Annotated in this window: 12 protein-coding genes and 1 tRNA gene; 4 read left to right on the top strand and 9 right to left on the bottom strand. The window is 64.1% G+C overall.

What is annotated here, in order from left to right; all coding sequences use genetic code 11:
- Window positions 1-83 precede the first annotated feature (83 nt).
- Window positions 84-166 (top strand) — tRNA-OTHER (locus ACVWYP_RS03950).
- A 55-nt stretch (window positions 167-221) separates the two neighbouring features.
- Here the strand turns inward: ACVWYP_RS03950 and ACVWYP_RS03955 are convergent.
- The 3 genes from ACVWYP_RS03955 to ACVWYP_RS03965 form a co-directional block, all read right to left on the bottom strand.
- Window positions 222-542 (bottom strand): hypothetical protein, encoded by a 321-nt coding sequence (locus ACVWYP_RS03955; protein WP_016843580.1) that lies wholly within the window; start codon window positions 540-542, stop codon window positions 222-224.
- 71 nt (window positions 543-613) lie between these two features.
- The gene (locus ACVWYP_RS03960; protein WP_304497813.1) at window positions 614-5,437 is read right to left on the bottom strand and encodes an NAD-glutamate dehydrogenase; all 4,824 of its coding nucleotides are present in this window, start codon (window positions 5,435-5,437) and stop codon (window positions 614-616) included.
- Window positions 5,438-5,811: 374 nt separating this feature from the next.
- On the bottom strand, window positions 5,812-7,755 hold the full coding sequence (locus ACVWYP_RS03965; protein ID WP_304497814.1) for a sigma-54-dependent Fis family transcriptional regulator: 1,944 nt from the start codon (window positions 7,753-7,755) through the stop codon (window positions 5,812-5,814).
- Window positions 7,756-8,038: 283 nt separating this feature from the next.
- Here ACVWYP_RS03965 and ACVWYP_RS03970 point away from each other — a divergent pair, with 283 nt between their 5' ends.
- Window positions 8,039-9,847, top strand: coding sequence for an NAD(P)/FAD-dependent oxidoreductase (locus tag ACVWYP_RS03970; protein WP_304497815.1), 1,809 nt, complete (start codon window positions 8,039-8,041; stop codon window positions 9,845-9,847).
- Between the two features lie 191 nt (window positions 9,848-10,038).
- On the opposite strand, the gene ACVWYP_RS03975 is transcribed toward ACVWYP_RS03970, so the two are convergent.
- The 5 genes from ACVWYP_RS03975 to ACVWYP_RS03995 form a co-directional block, all read right to left on the bottom strand.
- Window positions 10,039-10,458, bottom strand: coding sequence for a CBS domain-containing protein (locus tag ACVWYP_RS03975; protein WP_304497816.1), 420 nt, complete (start codon window positions 10,456-10,458; stop codon window positions 10,039-10,041).
- 252 nt (window positions 10,459-10,710) lie between these two features.
- Window positions 10,711-11,181, bottom strand: coding sequence for an aminoacyl-tRNA deacylase (locus ACVWYP_RS03980; protein WP_028341435.1), 471 nt, complete (start codon window positions 11,179-11,181; stop codon window positions 10,711-10,713).
- Window positions 11,182-11,301: 120 nt separating this feature from the next.
- On the bottom strand, window positions 11,302-12,114 hold the full coding sequence (locus ACVWYP_RS03985) for a pentapeptide repeat-containing protein (RefSeq protein WP_304497817.1): 813 nt from the start codon (window positions 12,112-12,114) through the stop codon (window positions 11,302-11,304).
- 317 nt (window positions 12,115-12,431) lie between these two features.
- Window positions 12,432-13,670, bottom strand: a complete 1,239-nt coding sequence (locus ACVWYP_RS03990) for a CaiB/BaiF CoA transferase family protein (protein ID WP_304497818.1) — start codon at window positions 13,668-13,670, stop codon at window positions 12,432-12,434.
- Complete coding sequence (locus ACVWYP_RS03995; RefSeq protein WP_304497819.1) at window positions 13,657-14,358, bottom strand: haloacid dehalogenase type II; 702 nt, start codon at window positions 14,356-14,358, stop codon at window positions 13,657-13,659. The genes ACVWYP_RS03990 and ACVWYP_RS03995 overlap by 14 nt, the downstream gene beginning before the upstream one ends.
- Window positions 14,359-14,451: 93 nt before the next feature.
- Here ACVWYP_RS03995 and ACVWYP_RS04000 point away from each other — a divergent pair, with 93 nt between their 5' ends.
- Window positions 14,452-15,354 carry a LysR family transcriptional regulator gene (locus ACVWYP_RS04000; protein WP_304497820.1) on the top strand — a complete coding sequence of 301 codons (903 nt, stop codon included), beginning with the start codon at window positions 14,452-14,454 and terminating at the stop codon, window positions 15,352-15,354.
- On the opposite strand, the gene ACVWYP_RS04005 is transcribed toward ACVWYP_RS04000, so the two are convergent.
- Window positions 15,351-16,760: an MFS transporter gene (locus tag ACVWYP_RS04005; protein WP_304497821.1), complete on the bottom strand. Its 1,410-nt coding sequence runs from the start codon at window positions 16,758-16,760 to the stop codon at window positions 15,351-15,353. The genes ACVWYP_RS04000 and ACVWYP_RS04005 overlap by 4 nt on opposite strands.
- Before the next feature lie 298 nt (window positions 16,761-17,058).
- Here ACVWYP_RS04005 and ACVWYP_RS04010 point away from each other — a divergent pair, with 298 nt between their 5' ends.
- A complete protein-coding gene (locus tag ACVWYP_RS04010) occupies window positions 17,059-18,228 on the top strand; it encodes a YXWGXW repeat-containing protein (protein ID WP_304497822.1) in 1,170 nt (389 codons plus the stop codon).
- The last annotated feature ends 11 nt before the right edge of the window (window positions 18,229-18,239 follow it).

The following is an 18,239-nucleotide window of genomic DNA, read 5'->3' on the forward strand; positions in this document are numbered from 1 at the left end:
AAATCGGCGCGGGGTTTCGGATAGGAACGTCGCTTCTGTTGTTGAGAATATCCAGACGCTTCAGCTGGATAGCGCATAATAGCGCGCCCTATCGTACTTTTTGGATGAGTACGTTATCTTGCTCCGAAGGCAAAGGTCACACGTTCGAATCGTGTCGGGTGCGCCATTTCCGCTTCGTTTGCCGCCGATCAATTGTGGCCTTTGCCGCGCTTCCCGCGGCTTTAAGGGATTCTTGCCACAACGTTGGGCCGGTTTTTCTCGAGCCAGGCGACGGCCTCGGGTCCATCGACGACACACTCGAAGGTTTCCCAGGTTGGGTCCTCCAGAGATTCCAGTTGCAGTCGCTTCGCCGCGTACTCAACGAGGTCGTGCAGGCGTTCGTATCCTTGTCTGTGCTCGAGGGAATCTGCAATCGCAGTGCTGGTCCATCCTCGTTGGGCCAAATCGATAATGCTCGGAGCGTCAGCCTCGCTGAACCACGGTGTGGCATCGAACTCGATGCAGCGAACATTGTCGGCGGTATGACAAGTGGCGTGGATCATTGGATTCCTCCGTTTGCCGGCTAACTACCTGCGCCAGCATTGCGCTTCTCACATCGCTGCCTCGCACGCCCTCAGGCCTTGACCAGGTCCCCCAGCAGGTTCGCCGCCACCGTGAGCTTGGCGAGGGTCAGGCCGCTGGCAGCGATCTCCTCGACCGAGCGGCGGATACGCGTCGCCTCGGGGTGAGCCGCGAGCCAGGTCTCGACAGCCTGCTGGCCAGACTGGCCGGTTGCGAGCATATCGGCGGCCAGTCTCCTTTCGGCGCTGGCGATCTGCTCGACGGCGCGATCGATGGCCATGCGTTCGAAATAATCGTTGGCCGGCACACTGCGTGCGGCGGCGATGATGCGGTCGAGACGGAAATTCGCCTCGGCGGCGTAGAAGGTCGCGGCGGCATCGCCGATGGGGCGCGCAGTGCGCTCGGCAACCGTCACGATGTCGGGAGCCGAGACCAAAGCGTCAAGATCGGCGAGCTCGCCGGCGAGGCCGGCCGGGACACCGGCGTCGGCGAGTTCCTGCCGCCGCTTGACGCGCGCGGCTTGCAAGTCCGGCGGCAAGGCAGTGTCGAGGCCGGCGACGATCTGGCGGATCGCCGGGCCGAAGCGCGCGACGACGGCCTCCAGCCCGTCCTTGAAATCGACATTGCGCACGTACCAGACCATGCGGGAGAGCAGGAGGTCCTGCACCGAAGCGTAGAGGGACAGCTGCAGCTGCCCGTCGATGCAGGCGTCGAGCGCGTCGATGGCGTCATTGAGCCACTTCAGGCCGAAGCATTCATCGACCGCCACATAGGCCATGACGATGGTCGGGATATCGGCGTCGGTCTCGTCGATCAGGCGCACGACACAGGCCGGGCCGCCGCGATTGATCACCGCATTGGCGAGACTGGTCGCGATGATCTCCCGCCGCAGGCGATGCAATCCGGCCGCGGTCGGGAATTTGTCTTGAACTTCGCGCGGAAAATATTGGGATAGTTCGCGGGCAAGATAGGGGTCATCGGGCACGCTGGTGACGAGCAGGTCATCGTAGAGGGTCAGCTTGGCGTAGGCGAGCAGCACGGCAAGCTCGGGCCGCGCGAGCGACTGGCCGCGCCGTGTGCGCTCGGTGAGCGCGGCGTCGTCGGGCAGGAACTCCACAGCGCGGCTGAGCAAGCCGCGCCGTTCGAGCGACTGCATCAGGCGGGTGAGGAAGCCGGTCTCGGCCACACCCTTGCGCTCGGCCAGCGAGAGCGCCAGCGTCTGCAGATAGTTGTTGCGCAGCACCAGCGCGCCGACCTCGTCGGTCATCGCGGCAAGCAGGCTGTTGCGGTCAGTGGGACTGAGGCGCCCCTCGCGCTCGGGGCGCGCCAGCGCGATCTTGATGTTGACCTCGACGTCGGACGTGTTCACGCCGGCCGAATTGTCGATGGCGTCGGTGTTGAGCTTGACGCCCTTCTGCGCCGCTTCGATGCGGCCGCGCTGGGTAACGCCGAGGTTGGCCCCTTCGCCGATGACCCGGGCGCGCACGTCGCCACCCGCGATGCGGATCGGATCGTTGGCGCGGTCCCCGACCTGATCGTCGCTTTCCCCGGAGGAGCGGACATAGGTGCCGATGCCGCCAAACCACAACAGGTCCGCGCGAGCCTTCAGGATCGCCGTCATCACCTCGAAAGGGGTGGCTTGCGGCTTGTCGAGATCGAGCAGCGTGCGCACTTCCGGCGCAAGCGGGATCGCCTTGAGCGAGCGCGAGAACACGCCGCCGCCCTGCGAGATCAGCGACTTGTTGTAGTCCTGCCAGCTCGATCGCGGCAGATCGAACAGGCGCTTGCGCTCGGCGAAGCTGGTCGATGGATCGGGCGAAGGATCGATGAAGATGTCGCGATGATCGAAAGCCGCCACAAGCCTTGTCGCCGGCGAGAGCAGCATGCCATTGCCGAAAACGTCGCCCGACATGTCGCCGACGCCGACCGCGGTGAACGGCATGGTCTGAATGTCGGTGCCGAGCTCGCGGAAGTGGCGCTTGACCGCCGCCCAGGCGCCGCGCGCCGTGATCCCCATCTTCTTGTGGTCGTAACCCTGGCTGCCGCCGGATGCGAAGGCATCGCCGAGCCAATGGTTCTTCTCGGCCGAGATCGCGTTGGCGACGTCGGAGAAGGTGGCGGTGCCCTTGTCGGCGGCAACGACGAGGTAGGGGTCGTCGCCGTCGTGGCGCACGGTGGAATCGGGCGGCACGACGATGTCGCCGTCGAGATTGTCGGTGAGTTCGAGCAGCGAGCGAACGAAGATGCGATAGCTTTCGGTGCCCTCCGCGAGCCAGGCGTCGCGCTTGGAAGGCGGCGGCAGGCGCTTGGGCACGAAGCCGCCCTTGGCACCGACCGGCACGATCACGGCGTTCTTGACCTGCTGCGCTTTCACCAGGCCGAGTATCTCGGTGCGGAAATCCTGCGGCCGGTCGGACCAGCGCAAGCCACCGCGCGCAACCTTGCCGAACCGCAGGTGAATACCTTCGACGCGAGGGGAATAGACGAAGATCTCGTAGAGCGGTCGTGGAGCGGGCAAGTCGTCGATCCGGCGCGCCTCGAACTTGAAGGAGATCACCGGACGCGGATGTCCATCCTCGCCGATCTGCCACAGATTGGTGCGAACGGTAGCCTGCACCAGATTGGTGAAGCGGCGCAGGATGCGGTCTTCATCGAGCGAGGCGACGGATTTGAGCTGTTCCTCGATCTCGGCAAGCAAAGCCGCCTCGCGCGCCGCGCGCTCGGCGTCCGTCAAGGCGAGGCGCGGATCGAGGCGGGTCTGGAACATCGCGACCAGGCTGGCCGTGATCGCGGCGTTCTTGCGCACGGTCTCCCACATGTAATCCTGGGTGAACGGAGCGCGGATCTGGTGGAGATAACGCGACAGCGCCCGAATGGTCGAGACTTCCCGCCAACTTAGGGCGGTGCGCAGGATCAGGCCGTTATATCCGTCGGATTCGGCGCGATCGGTCACCACCGCCATGATCGAGGCTTCCAGGCGATGGCTGAATTCCGGGTTGATCTCGATGGGCTGGCCGTCGCTGGTCTCGATCGTCATGTCGTGCAGCCAGACCGGCGCAGGCCTGGTACCGGGCACGATCTGATAGGTGCGTTCGTTGACCACGCGCAGGCCGTGATTTTCGATCACCGGCACGCGGTAGGACAACGACAGCGGTACGGCGTCCGAAAACACCTTGAGGCCGAAGCGCTTCGGATCGTCGCCTTCGATGCGGTAAACCGAAATCGTTACCGGGCGGGCCGGCGTCAGCTTTTCGACGGTCGTGATATCGGCGATCGCCTGTTCCGCGCTGAACACCTCGGTATAGCCGCCGCTGAAGGCCTGGGCGTATCGGTTGGTGAGCATGCGCGCCCGCATGCCATCGGTCGACGCGGTGAGCGCGGCCTTCAGCTTGTCGGCCCAGGTCGCGGCTATGGCGCTGATCCCGGCTTCGAGCAGGGCGCGGTCGACGACGGGCGTTTTGCCTTCATAGCGTCCGATGATGAAGTGGACGCGCGCAAGCGCCCCTTCAGGGAATGATACGTAGGAAGCGGACAGCTTCCCTTTGTAGGCCTGCGCCAAAAAGGCTCCGACGCGCGTGCGGACGTCGGTGTCGTATTTGTCGCGCGGAATGAAGGTGAGGATGGAGACAAAGCGGTCGAACTTGTCGACCCGCGGCAGCGCCCGGACGCGCGGACGCTCGTAGAGGATCAGGATCTCGATGACGAAGTTGTAGAGCGTGTCGACGTCGATCTGGAACAGCTCGTCGCGCGGATAATCTTCGAGAATATGCATCAGCGCCTTGCCGGAATGGCCGTTCGGGTCGAAGCCCGCGCGCTGCAGCACCCGCGAAACCTTGTGGCGGACATAAGGGATCTGCCGTACCGAGCGAGTATAGGCGCCCGAGGTGAAAAGGCCGACGACGCGCAACTCGCCTTCGAGCCGGCCGTCGGGCGAGTAGAGTTTGATGCCCACATAATCCATCCGGGTGCGGCGATGGACGCGGCTGGAGACATTGGCCTTGATGACGATCAGCAGGGTCGGCTCGTGCATGAACTCGCGGATTTCCGGCGTCATCACCACCATTTCGCTGCCTCGGCGCAGGACCTTCACGTCCGGATCGCGCAGGATGCCGAGGCCTTCGCCGGTTGTAATGTCGTCCGACGCGTCGCTGTCGGGCGAGAAGCGATATTTGCGCACGCCGAGGAAAGTGAAATTGTCCGCGCAGAGCCATTGCAGGAACTGATTGGCTTCGGCGAGTTCGTCGATCGGCAGCGGCGGCGGATTGGAAGAGAACGTCTTGATCGCTTCCTCGACACTGTCACGCATGACGCGCCAGTCGGCAACGCAGGCGCGGACATTGTTCAACGTCCTGGTCAGGCCGTCGATCAGCTTCTGGCGATCGGAATCCGCATCCAGGCGGGTGATATGGAGATGAATCAGGCTTTCGCGCGCGCCCTTTGCTCCCTCCGGCAGTGCTTCCCCGTAGAATCGCAGCAGCTTGCCCCCTTCATCGCGCTCCACGGCGATGATCGGGTGAGCGACCAGGGTGACCTCGAGGCCCTGCTCGGCGAGCTCCGCCATGGTGGAATCGAACAGGAAAGGCATGTTGTCGTTGAGAATTTCGAGCACGGAAATCTCGCGCCCGTTCGGCAACGTCGGATTGACGACGCGGATATCGGCGCTGCCGGCCGTGCGTCGCTGCACGTGCTCCCAAGCTTGCTCCGCCAGTTGGGCAAGCGAGGCGGCATCGTAATTGGCGAGATCCTCGATATTGGTGTAGCCGAACAAGGGCTCGGCGAAGGCCCGGGGGCTCTTGCCCGCTGGCACGCTGCCCGCTGCATCGCGGATCAGGGCTGCCCGGGCCTTGTCGTCACGCCACGCCATAATGTCCTCCATTTGCCGTGCCGTCCGATCGCAGCCGCGACCATCCGCTTGATTCTGGAGTGCATCTCTTCGTGCGTCGCGATCGAATGCTACGCGAAATCCTAGCTTCGACGGCTGCCGACGACAATACTACGATCCCGCAGCGAACGGCGCACGCTGTCGTGAGGCGTGCCGAATTTTCGCTTGCGACAGCGGCTGGGCCGAAGTCGGCGGCGACGGCGGTCGAACGCCTCGGGGCAGGAAAAATCACGTGCAATTTCAATTATGTATGGGTTCGTGGTTTTGTTCTGAATAGTGTGCCGATTTTCCACCATTCAGCCAGCCACCGTTCGGCAGGGACATCGTATTTGACCAGGGCGGTCAGCGACGGCGGGCCGCGCCTGAGGTCAGGTCAGGTCTTTCGGCATCGTGATGCCGAAGCGGAGAATCTGGCGATGGATAGTCGAGCGATCGACCCCGCGTTCACGCGCCACCCGTGAGACATTCCAGCGATTGTTGCGCAACGCCGTCAAGAGCGCATCGGCTTGCCGTGACGTTGCCGTTCCGCCTCGTACCGGCTTTCCGGAGCTGTCCTCACGCAAGGGCTGAGCGATCCGGTCCGGCAGATCGGCAAGATCGATCGTGCCGTCGGTCGACAGCGCGCAGCCATGATCGAGCGCGTTGATCAACTCGCGGATATTGCCAGGCCATTGGTACTTGAGCAGCGCGCTGCGCGCGCTTGCCGTCAGCGCATAGTTGGCCTGGTGCTCCATCGAAAGCCGATGCAGGGATTGATCGATCAGCCACTCGATATCGGTGCGCTGACGCAGCGGAGGCAGCGCAAGCACCGCGCCGTTGAGGCGGAAATAGAGATCCTCGCGGAACTGCCCCGCCTTCACCAGCGCGACGAGGTCGCGATGGGTGGCAGCGATGACGCGGACATTGAGCGGGACCGGCCGGGTGCGGCCGACCGGCGTCACCTCGCGTTCGGCGAGCACGCGCAACAGGCGCGTCTGCGACGAGATCGGCATGTCGCCGATCTCGTCGAGGAACAGGGTGCCGCCATCGGCCTCGAGCACGAGACCCTTCTTGCCCTTGGCCGCCGCACCGGTGAAGGCGCCCGCCTCGTGGCCAAACAGCTCGCTCTCGATCAGGCTTTCCGGCAGCGCGGCACAGTTGACCGCGACGAAAGGCCTGCCTGCCCGCGCACTGACCGAATGCAGCGCCTTCGTCAGGTGCTCCTTGCCGGTCCCGGTTTCGCCGGTGATGAGCAGGCCCATCTGGGTATTGATGAGCTTGGCGGCGCGCGTCACCACGTGATGCATGGCGGGATCGCCCCGGAACAGGTTGCGTAACGGCGCCGGAAGCGCCGACTCGCTGCGGGAGGAGGCCGGCGCCGCCAGCTTGTTCGGGGGCGGCAAGGTCTGTGCGAACAGCGTCGCGCCGCTGTTGGCAAGCCGCAGCGTGCGCTGGCCGGTGGGGCGCGAATGGGCGAAGCGCGGCAGATCGTCGATGGTGCATTCGAAGATGTCGGACACGCCGAAGCCGTCGGCCCGCAGGCGAAGGTCCGGACGCTTGGCCAGTTCGCGGGCGAGCAGCTGCCTTGCGCGATTGTTGAAGCCGATGATGCGGCCGCTGCTGTCGACGGCCATCACATAATCCGGATCGACATCGGCGAATTCCGCGGAGCCGGACAGCTTGATGATCCATTCCTGCCGGAAACGGTTCAGCAGGTTCGCATTCTCGATCTTGTGAGCGAACGACTTGACCAGCTGCAGCGCCAGGAACTGGCTGGCCTTCGGTTCCGGCGAGCGCAGCGCGGAGATATCCAGGACCGCAGCGAGCTTGCCGCTGGGATCGAAGACCGGCGCAGCCGTGCAGGTCAGCGGAATATGGGTGGCGTCGAAATGGTCGGATTGATGCACCGTCAGGGCTTCTTCGGTGGCGATGCAGGTGCCGACGGCGCAAGTGCCGGCATGCGGCTCGTTCCAGTCGGCGCCGAGATAGAGGCCGGCCTTGCGAAGCGTGTTGTTGAATGTCGGGTCGCCGATGAAATCCACCGTGATGCCCCTGGCATCGGTGAGTAGCAGCACGTAGCCGAGTCCGGCGATCTGGCGATACAGCATCTCGACGCCGAAGCGCGCCGTGTGGAGGAACTCGTCCATGGCGTCGCGATGCTCGCGCAGCCGCCCGGATGTCACGATACGAGCGTCGCGCAGGACCAACGGATCGAGCTTGTGTTCGGAGACGCATCGTACCCACGACTGATGGATGATTGCATCACGCGCGCTGGTCTGGCCGACCGCAACGCGAACCAGCTCGTCGATGTGCGCAGCCCGCTCCGTCGTCACGGCTGATGCTCCTGGATGTTTCCCCGCACGTTGTTGCTTCGAGTGTCACTCGGATTGTGCTGCCGATCAAGTTTGTTGCGTGCAACACCTGTTGCATGGCGCAACAAGTGAGGCGGCCTGGCGCCGGCAGTTAACGCGAGGAAATGCCGAGCGTTTTTCGAGATGCGCCGCGGTGGCATGAGGCTTGCTGACATGGTGGTCGAGGCAAGATTCGACCTCGCTAACGAACGCGCCGGAACCACGACGCAAAGGCGATCGACGCCGGCATATGGGAGAATGAAACATGCTCACGAAAGCCCCGGACGGAAAGATCACCGCGCTGCTCGACGAGTTCAACGCCGCGTTGTCGTCAGGTGACATCGAACGCGCGATCGCGCTGTTCCAGACCGATTGCTACTGGCGCGACCTGGTCACCTTCACCTGGAACATCAAAACCATGGAAGGCAAGGATCAGATCCGCGACATGCTGAAGACGCGGCTTGCGGACAGCAAACCGTCGGGATGGCGCATTGCCGATGGCGAAGCTGCGAGCGAGGCCGGCGGCATCATCGAGAGCTGGATCGAGTTCGAGACCGATGTCGCGCGCGGCTATGGTCACCTGCGCATGAAGGATGGACGCATCTGGACCTTGCTCACCACCATGGCCGAGCTCAAGGGGCATGAGGAGAAATCCGGCTTCACCCGTCCGCTCGGCGCCAAGCACGGCCATGGCAAGGACCGTAAGAGCTGGCGCGAGGAACGTGACCAGGAAATCACCGAGCTGGGTCATGCAAAACAACCCTATGCGCTGATCATCGGCGGTGGGCAGGGCGGCATCGCGCTTGGCGCGCGGCTACGGCAACTGAATGTGCCGACCATCATCATCGAGAAGAACGAACGCGCCGGCGATTCCTGGCGCAAGCGATACAAGTCGCTCTGCCTGCACGATCCGGTCTGGTACGACCATCTGCCCTATATCGACTTCCCGAAGAACTGGCCGGTGTTCGCGCCGAAGGACAAGATCGGCGACTGGCTGGAGATGTACACGAAGGTGATGGAGCTCAACTACTGGAGCTCGACCGCGGCGAAGTCGGCCAGGTATGACGAGAAGGCCGGGGAATGGACTGTCGTGGTCGAGCGCGACGGCAAGGAGATCACGCTCAAGCCGAAGCAACTCGTGCTGGCGACCGGCATGTCGGGCAAGGCGAACTGGCCCACCTACAAGGGGCAGGACATCTTCAAGGGTGAGCAGCAGCATTCCTCGACCCACCCGGGGCCGGAGACATATCGCGGCAAGAAGGTGGTGGTGATCGGCTCGAACAACTCCGCCCACGACATTTGCGCGGCGCTGTGGGAAGGCGGGGCCGACGTCACCATGGTGCAGCGCTCATCCACGCACATCGTGAAGTCCGACACGCTGATGGATATCGGGCTCGGCGCGCTCTATTCGGAGCAGGCGGTCGCGAGCGGAGTGACCACACGCAAGGCCGACCTGATCTTCGCCTCGCTACCCTACAAGATCATGCACGAATTCCAGATCCCGCTCTATGAACAGATGCGCGAGCGCGACAAGGATTTCTACGCCGCGCTGGAGAAAGTCGGCTTCATGCATGACTGGGGCGACGACGGCTCCGGCCTGTTCATGAAGTACCTGCGCCGCGGCTCGGGCTATTACATCGACGTCGGCGCCTGCGATCTCGTGATCGACGGTTCGATCAAGCTCAAGAGCGGCAAGGGCGCGGCAGTGCAGGAGCTGACCGAAACCGGCGTCAGGTTCGTGGACGGCAGCGAACTCCCCGCCGATCTCGTCGTCTATGCCACCGGCTATGGCTCGATGAACGGTTGGGCCGCCGACCTGATCTCGAAGGACGTCGCCGACAAGGTCGGCAAGGTCTGGGGTCTTGGATCCGAGACCACCAAGGACCCCGGCCCGTGGGAGGGCGAGCAGCGCAACATGTGGAAGCCGACCCAGCAGCAAGCGCTGTGGTTCCACGGCGGCAACCTGCACCAGTCGCGGCATTACTCCCAATATCTGGCGCTGCAACTGAAGGCGCGGATGGAGGGCATCGCGACGCCGGTCTACGGCTTGCAGAAGGTTCATCACCTGGGTTGATTGACCGGGCGATATCGCGACGGCGGGCGGATCGTGGTGCGATCCGCCCCTCAACAGATCGGATGGAGATCGAACGGTGCCGATCGCCGTCCAGCTTCGGGCCGATGCCTGTGAGACAGCCGGCACCGGTTGCCTTCCCGGTTGATCATGATACTGGCCGGTCTGCCGGATTCCCGCAGACCGGCCTCGCTTCAATGATGAGCAGACACGCTCTTCATGCATTGGGACACGAGATCGGCACCGGCAAACTGGCCTATATCCCCCAGGCTGACCATGCCGACCATCCGTTTACTCTTGTTGATGACAGGCAGCCTGCGGATCTTCAGCGTTTCCATGTGGTGCACCGCTTTCGTCAGATCGTCGTCTTCGCGGCAGCAGTGGATGCCTTCGGTCATCACATCCCGCGCCGTGGTACGCGCTGAGTTGAAGTCCTTGCTCGCAAGACCTTTGCAGACGAGGTCGCGATCCGTCACCATCCCGATCAGACGATCGTCTTGCCCGATCGGAATGCAGCCGATGTCGTGGCCTTGCATCAATTTCGCGATTTCGGTGATTGGCGTGTCGGGGCTTACCCAATCGACGCCCTTGTGCATCACGTCCTTGACTTTCATGGAGGACCTCCCGTCCAAGGCAGCAGCCCCCTCGTTCGCAAATATACAACAGAGTTGACGCGACCGCATGCGTGCCGCGCCTTAAGACGCGATGAAACCGGGTCGGATCGTCATCGCGCATGAGCCCCTTGCTTGAGCATGATCTCCGCGCAAACGCGTTCCTCCCTTGTCTCGGGAGAGAGACACTTCGCACCCTCCCGGATCATGCTCCGGTCGGGGCGCACCGACAGATGGTCCCGCTGTCATGTCGCCTCAGTCGTGCGCACTGAAGCTGCCATGCAGAGAACCGGCGGTCAGGCGTGCGAATTGCGCACGACCGAGATGAAGCAACGTCTCATGATCGCCAGCTTCGATATAGATCTCGGGCTGCATCCGGATGCTGTCATCAACGATAACGTCGAGCCCGTAGCAGCTGCCGGCGGCGGGAACCGCTCCGTGCGCACAGTCCGTGAACAGCCGATCGATCTCGCTTTCGGCGGCCATAGCGATATCGTCACCGAATCTCGCCCTGAGATCCGCCAGCCTGAGGTGATGCGATGCCGGCAGCACGGCGAGCAGGTACCCGTCGTTGCGGCGCAGCACGATGGCCTTGGCCAAGCGATCGCCCGAGACGTGACAAGCCTGGGCGGTAAGGGCGGACGACATCGTCAGTACGTGCGGGATTTCGTCGTACTCGATGTTTTCTGCAGCGAGATAATTGTGCAGTTTGGGAGAAATGGTCATGGCGTCACCTCCGGTGCCACATGCAACCATCCACCGTGGTCCTGCCCGCCGCACGATGAGCGGCTGCGTGGTTCTCAAGACAGAACATAGGTCTTGTCGCAGGACACTGCAATTCGATCCCTAACGGGGGCGCCGCGCCAGGTTCAAGTTCCGGGCCTTGTCCAGATTGCGGGCCTCGGCCAGCGCGGCCGCGCCCGGCAAGAGGGCCGACGCAAGGTCGGTCTCGGTGAAATCTGCGCCGGCGACATTGGCGTCGGACAGGTCGGCTCCCGCAAGGTCAGCTCTGTAGAGGCTGCAGTTCGCCAGATTGGCGTTCTGCAGTTGCGCGAATTCGAGATCGGCGCGCGAGAGATTGGCGCCGCTGAGATCCGCATTCCGCAGATCGGCGGATTTGAGCACGCCACGCATCAGGCCCATCGATTGGTTGCGCATGTCGGCGCTCAGATCGGCGCCCGCAAGCCTGGCCCCGATCAGGCTGGCGCCGGAAAGATCGGCGGTTATCCGGGCGCCGCTCAAATCGGCGCCGCCAAGCCTGGCGCGTTGCATCTGCGTGCCGAGCAGCGATGCCTTGACGAGGGACGCCCCCGTCAAGTCTGCGTCGATCAGCCAGGCCTGGTTCAAGGTGGCCCGATCGAAGCGGGCGCCTTTCAGATTGGCCCGGTTGAGCTTTACGAGATGAAGGTTGCCGCCGGTGAAGTCGAGGCCCGAGAGATCGAGGTGCGACAGTCGCTTTCCATCCAAATCCGCAGTGCGCCCGTCCCCTTGAGGGACCGACTTGAGGAGCGCGTCGACCTCGGCGCGCGTCATCTCCGACGTCGTCATTTCCGGACTGTTGAGGTCGACATTCCGCAGCATGTCCTGCGACACGGCGTCGGTCGGATCAAACAGCAGCGCCGCTATCGACACAAAGGTAAATGCGAGACGAAACGACATCGCCGTCTCTCCGCCGCTCAGTAACCCGGTATCGTCTCTTGCATTCTCCGGGTCGGCCGCGCCGACAGGTTAGCTGGCCGGCTCCGGCCTATGCCACAGTATGAAACCGGATATCGATCCTGGCAATGCCAGTGCCCCGTCCGAGGGAGCGCTGCCTCGCAAGGCAAAGTGTCAGATTGCGGTCCGATGCACGTCTCGTCCCGGTAGGCGATCTCAAGCCCGAAGAGACAGGAAGAACGATCCGCCGCTCGTCGCCGACGGCTCGACGCGGCATCTGCCCGGCGATAGCTCTCATGACGATGCCTGCATAACGATACTCACGTCGACGATCGCACGAACGTCCATCCAAAGTCGCCGAACGCGCCCTCGTCGGCAAATCTCCCGAGCTGATCGTCGCTCCAGCCGAGCCATTCCGCAAACACTTCGCTCGTGTGTTCGCCGAGCATCGGCGGCGGCGTGGAAGGTGGCGGCGGGTCGTCGCCGAACCGCGTCGGCCTCGCGATGAACTTCACATCTCCCGCGGCCGGATGGCTGATGGTCTGGACCATTCCGCGCTGCGTGAGCTGCGGCGTTTCGCAGACCTCGCCGACCGACTTGATCGCGCCGCACGGAATGCCTGCCGCGCCGAGCGCCTGCAGCCAGTCGGCGCGGCTTCCCCGGGCAAAGATCGGCGAAAGGATCGCGACGAGCTCGTTGCGGCTCGCCGCGCGCTTCGGAGCGGTTACGAAGCGGACGTCCTCGCGCAGCTCCGGACGGCCGATGACGTCGCAGAAGGCCGCCCAGAACTTGTCGTTCGCGACCCCGACATTGATCCAGCCATCGCTGGTTTCGAACGGTTCATACGGGCTGATGGTCGGATGGACATTGCCGCGGCGCCTCGGGCTTTCTCCCGAGGCGAAGTACATGCCGGCGTTGAACGTCAGCAGCGATGCCATGGCGTCGAGCATGGAGACGTCGACCCGGCCGCCCTCGCCGGTGCGGCTCTTCCGCATCAGGGCAGCCAGCACCGAATGCGACGCATAGAGGCCCGTGACGAGGTCGGCGATCGACGTGCCGACCTTGGTCGGCGGCCCATCCGGATCGCCGGTGATGTCCATCACGCCGGATTCGCCCTGCAGGATCAGATCGTAGCCGGGGCGCGCGGCGTCGGCGCCGGTGCGCCCGAACCCCGAGATGCTGCACAGGATGATGTCGCCCTTGCGGGCCCTCAGCGCGTCGAAGCCGAGCCCCCATTTGTCCAGCGTACCGGGACGGAAGTTCTCGATGACGACATCTGCGACGGATGCAAGATCGAGCACCGCGTCGCGCCCCGCCGGGGATTTCAGATCGATGGCGCAACTTCGCTTGTTGCGGTTCACCGACAGGAAATACGCACTCTCGCCGCCGATGAACGGCGGGCCGTAGCGGCGGCTTTCGTCGCCTTGCCTGGGATCCTCGATCTTGACGATGTCGGCGCCGAGATCACCGAGCTGCATCGTGGCAAACGGACCGGAGACCACCCGGCAGAGGTCGAGGACCCTGATGCCCGACAGCGGCTCGCGATCAGACGATCGCATCGGCGAGGTCCTTCATCGACGGCACCAGGATGTCGGGCTGATGCGGCGTGATGCCGAACGGGCGGCTGCGCCGGTCGATGAAGGCCGTCCGCATGCCGGCGGACTTGGCGCCAATGCAATCGAAGGCATGATTGGCCACGAACAGCACCTGCTCGGGCTTCACGCCCATGATCTCGGCCGCTTTCGTATAGGTCGCGACATGCGGCTTGAACGAATTGGCCTCGGCCACCGAGATCACGCGATCGAACGGGACCTTGTGGTACTGCTTCGCGGTCTCGAGCATGTCCGGATCGCCGTTCGAGAGCACCACGAGCTTGTACTTGCGTTGCAGCCGCGCCAGCGCGTCCGGCACCTCCGGAAACGGCACCAGCTTCTCGATCTCGCTCACGAGGTAGCGCACATCGTCCATCGTGTAGTCGATCCTCGCGCGATCCATGACGTGGGCAACCGCGCGGTGGCCGATCTCGCGATAGGGCGTGTGCTCGCGATGCAGCAGCGCATCGATCATCGAGTTCTCGAAATGCGTGCGACGCCACCACGTGACGAAGGAATTCGGATCGCCCTTCCAGCCCTTGTTCTCGAGGAACGGCGCCGCGATCCTGGTCAGGCCGCCCTGCATGTCGACGACCGTGCCGTACTGGTCGAACATGCAGATCTTCACGTCGTGCTTGATCGTCTCAAAGTTCATTGATGCCTCCTTGGTCGGATCGATTGATACGCCCTGCATCGTCATGGATGAAATGGATTTGTGATCTTTCGCCATTCACGATATGAATGATGAATGAACCTCCGATCCATCGACCTCAATCTGCTCGTCGCGCTGGACGCACTGCTGACCGAGCGTCACGTCACCAAAGCGGCGGATCGCGTCGGCCTCAGCCAACCGGCGATGAGCAATGCGCTCAATCGGTTGCGCGCGATGTTCAAGGACGAGCTCCTGGTGCGGACCACGACCGGGATGAAGCCGACGCCCCGCGCCACCGAACTGGCGGAGCCGCTGCGCCAGGTCCTGCGCCAGGTCGAGCGCGTGATGGCGAGCGACGCCGGCTTCGATCCAGACCGGACCGAACGCACCTTCACGATCAGGATGTCGGACATTCTCGCGTGCCTGCTGCTGCCGCGACTCGCCGCAGCACGGCCGCCGGAGGGGCGGATCTCCTACAACACGATCCATCTGCCGCCTGCCCTGACGATCGATGCGCTGGAGCGGGACGAGATCGATGTCGCGGTGAGCATGGGGCTCGAGCACTCCGCATCGATCCGTTCCGAGACGTTGCTGCGCGACCGCATGGTCTGCCTGATGCGACGCGGGCACCAGATCAAGCGCGCACGGCTGACCTTCGAGCGCTTCATCGCGCAGGAGCACATGAAGGTCTCGATGAGCCCGACCGATCTTCGCTTCGTCGACGACGTGCTCGCCGAACGCGGCCATCGAAGACGCATCGCCCTGAACGTGCCGCATTGGCTGGTCGTGCCTCACGTCTTGAAGAAGACCGATCTGCTCGCGGTGATGCCGGGACACCTCGCAACCGTGCTGATGGACGACGATCTGAGGATGGAGGAACTGCCGTTCGAGTCCGCGCCGTTCGACTGGATGTTGTACTGGCACCGCAGATACGATCAGAGCAATGCCAATGGCTGGCTCCGCGACCGGATCAGGGCGGCCTGCTCCGACCTGAATTAGGCGCCGAGGTCGGCCGGCCTCCGCGCCATCGACGACCGCCCTCCCGCCTCGACGTCCGTGACCGCCGACGCGTCCTCCAGAGATCGTCCCTTGGTCTCGAAACCGAACACGAGGAAGACCACGGCCTGGAACACGAGGATGCCCGCCAGGGTCGTCAGCACGCCGGTCAGCCCCTGCCAGGCGAAGATCGCGACCACGACGTACTGGACCAGCGCGGTCGCGACGCGTCCGGACGTGGCGCAGATCGCCGTGCCGCGAAGCCGATACCGCGTCGAAAACAGTTCGGGGACGTGCATCGCGAATCCGGTCGCCAGCATCACGTAGATCGCCGTGATCAGCAGGAAGCCCACGGCTGCGAGCGCAACACCATCCGGCATGTATGGATAGGCGATACCGAGCGCCGCTGCCGCAATCGACGAGCCGACGATCGACAGCCGGCGTCCGAGCCGGTCCGCCAGCACGAGCCCGATCAGCGATCCGACCGGCCCGCCCAGCGCCATCACGGTGGTGTAGCCCAGCGAGGACACCACGCTGTGGCCGCCCTTGACCATGAAGGTCGGCAGCCAGCCGATGAACCCGTAGAGGCTGAAGCCGACGACGATGTGCAACAGGCTGCCGAGCAGTGTGCGCGCGAGATAGGGCGGCTGGAACAGACGCCAGACCGCGCCGGGAGACTCCTGCGCCGGCGCGCGGGCAGCGACGGCAGGAAGTACCGCCTTGCGCGCGGCCTCGGCTTCGATCGCCGACAGGATCTTCTCGGCTTCATCGGCGCGTCCATTGGCGGCGAGCCAGCGCGGCGATTCCGGCATCGACTTGCGCAGAAACCAGACGACCATCGCAAGGCAACCGACAAGGCCGAACATGTAGCGCCATCCAAGCGTCGGGATCACCCATAGACCGACCATGGAGGATACGAACAGCGAGAAATTGGTGATCACGGCCAGCAGCCCGATCCAGCGTCCACGCGAGGAAGCCGGCACGAATTCCGTCAAGGTCGCATAGCCGACCACGATCTCCGCGCCGAGGCCAATGCCGATGATGAAACGCAGGCCGATCAGGACGATCATGTTCGGCGCAAAGGCCGCGGCGATCGACGCGAGGCCAAAAATCGCGAGGTTCATCTGGTAGGAGAAGCGGCGACCGAACCGATCGCCGAGGATGCCGGAGCACCACGCGCCGATCGTCATCCCGACGAAGGTCGCGGAGACGAACGCGGCGTTGAGTTCGAGCGTCGACCAGCCTTCCTTGAGCACGGCGCCCAGCACGCCGCCGGCCAGATAGATATCAAACGCATCGAGGAACATGCCGGCGCCGATCAGGGCCAGGATGCGCCAGTGGAATCCGCAGATCGGCAGCCTGTCGAGGCGCGCGCCCGCGTTGATGTCGATGTCGGCGGATCGCGCCATGCCAAACCTCCCTGCCCGGCCTTTGGCAGCCGGATGCTCCGGGCACCGATTGATGACGCGCAGGGGGTCGTCGTCCAATTCAAATCGAAAATTCGACTATTTGGCGCAGTGATGAAGCTGACGCGACCGCACCGTCGCGTTCCATCCTGACACCGAGCTGACTTGCATTCGCCGTCGTTAACGATCCCGCCGTCGCGCGATCTCGAAATCACGGTGTCAGCACAAACATTCACAACGGGTTCATGTCGCCGCCACTATTCGACTCCAACGCTGGGGGAAGAAGATTGGAGTATGTGCCATGCGCCGCATCGCCGGACTGCCTTTCGCCTTGGCTCTCAGCCTCTGCTGTCTCTCACCGCCCGCGCCAGCACGCGCGCAGCTTGCCATCGGCATCACCGTCAATGCGGCGCCGCCGCCATTGCCGGTCTATGTCCAGCCGCCGATCCCCGCGCCCGGCTACATCTGGACTCCGGGCTATTGGGCATGGAACGACGACACCGGTTACTACTGGGTGCCCGGCACATGGGTGCGTCCGCCGGCGCCTGAATTGCTGTGGACACCCGGCTATTGGGGCTGGAGCGACGGCGCCTACGCCTTCCACGCCGGATATTGGGGCGCGACCGTCGGCTTCTACGGCGGCATCTCTTATGGCTTCGGCTACACCGGCGTCGGCTATGAGGGCGGCTACTGGCGCGGCGGCAGCTTCTTCTACAACAGCTCCGTCAACAACATCTCGAACGTCTCGGTCACCAACGTCTACAACAAGACCGTCGTCAACAACACGACCAACGTCAGCTACAACGGCGGCACCGGCGGGACCGCGGTAAAGCCGACGCCGCAGCAGCTTGCTGCCCAGGGCGAGCACCACGTGGCTGCGACCGGCGAGCAGACGCGACACGCGGAAGCAGCGATGAAGAATCCGGCGCTGACGCTCGCCAACAACCATGGTCATCCGGCGGTCGCCGCGACCGCGCACGCAGCACGGTTCAGCGGTGCCGGCGTGATCGCCGCGCACCCAGGCAAGCCGATTGCGGCGCCGCCGCCCCGACATGCGCAGCCCACGGCCGAGCACGCCTTGCCAACGGGACATGCTCTCCCGACGGGGAGTGCTCCGCCGCCAGGACACGCCCTGCCGACAGCAAATGCTTCGCCGGCCGGACACGCTCTACCGACCGGGAACGCTTTGCCGCCGGCACACGCCCCGCCGACTGCGCATGCTTTGCCCGGCGCAGGCGCACATCCTGCACCGGCGCCGCACGCCGCTCCGCCGGCGTCAAGACCGCAGCTCGTGCAGCATGCACCGCCGCAGGCACGCGCGGCTGCGCATCCGCCGGCACCGCGCGTCGCGCAAGCGGTTGTGCATCGGCCCGCGCCGCCGCAGGTGTCGCGACCGGCGCCGCGGCCTCATCCGGCACCACGGCCACATCCCGCTGCGAGGCCGCATCCGGCGCCACAACAACACTCATGATCGAGTTCATC

The sequence above is a fragment of the Bradyrhizobium sp. USDA 3262 genome (assembly GCF_054060035.1).

What these genes read in the sequence shown, in the direction of transcription:
- ACVWYP_RS03955 (WP_016843580.1), bottom strand. Translation starts at nt 542, where the DNA reads ATGATCCACGCCACTTGTCATACCGCCGACAATGTTCGCTGCATCGAG.
- ACVWYP_RS03960 (WP_304497813.1), bottom strand. Translation starts at nt 5,437, where the DNA reads ATGGAGGACATTATGGCGTGGCGTGACGACAAGGCCCGGGCAGCCCTG.
- ACVWYP_RS03970 (WP_304497815.1), top strand. Translation starts at nt 8,039, where the DNA reads ATGCTCACGAAAGCCCCGGACGGAAAGATCACCGCGCTGCTCGACGAG.
- ACVWYP_RS03975 (WP_304497816.1), bottom strand. Translation starts at nt 10,458, where the DNA reads ATGAAAGTCAAGGACGTGATGCACAAGGGCGTCGATTGGGTAAGCCCC.
- ACVWYP_RS03980 (WP_028341435.1), bottom strand. Translation starts at nt 11,181, where the DNA reads ATGACCATTTCTCCCAAACTGCACAATTATCTCGCTGCAGAAAACATC.
- ACVWYP_RS03985 (WP_304497817.1), bottom strand. Translation starts at nt 12,114, where the DNA reads ATGTCGTTTCGTCTCGCATTTACCTTTGTGTCGATAGCGGCGCTGCTG.
- ACVWYP_RS03990 (WP_304497818.1), bottom strand. Translation starts at nt 13,670, where the DNA reads ATGCGATCGTCTGATCGCGAGCCGCTGTCGGGCATCAGGGTCCTCGAC.
- ACVWYP_RS03995 (WP_304497819.1), bottom strand. Translation starts at nt 14,358, where the DNA reads ATGAACTTTGAGACGATCAAGCACGACGTGAAGATCTGCATGTTCGAC.
- ACVWYP_RS04000 (WP_304497820.1), top strand. Translation starts at nt 14,452, where the DNA reads ATGAACCTCCGATCCATCGACCTCAATCTGCTCGTCGCGCTGGACGCA.
- ACVWYP_RS04005 (WP_304497821.1), bottom strand. Translation starts at nt 16,760, where the DNA reads ATGGCGCGATCCGCCGACATCGACATCAACGCGGGCGCGCGCCTCGAC.
- ACVWYP_RS04010 (WP_304497822.1), top strand. Translation starts at nt 17,059, where the DNA reads ATGCGCCGCATCGCCGGACTGCCTTTCGCCTTGGCTCTCAGCCTCTGC.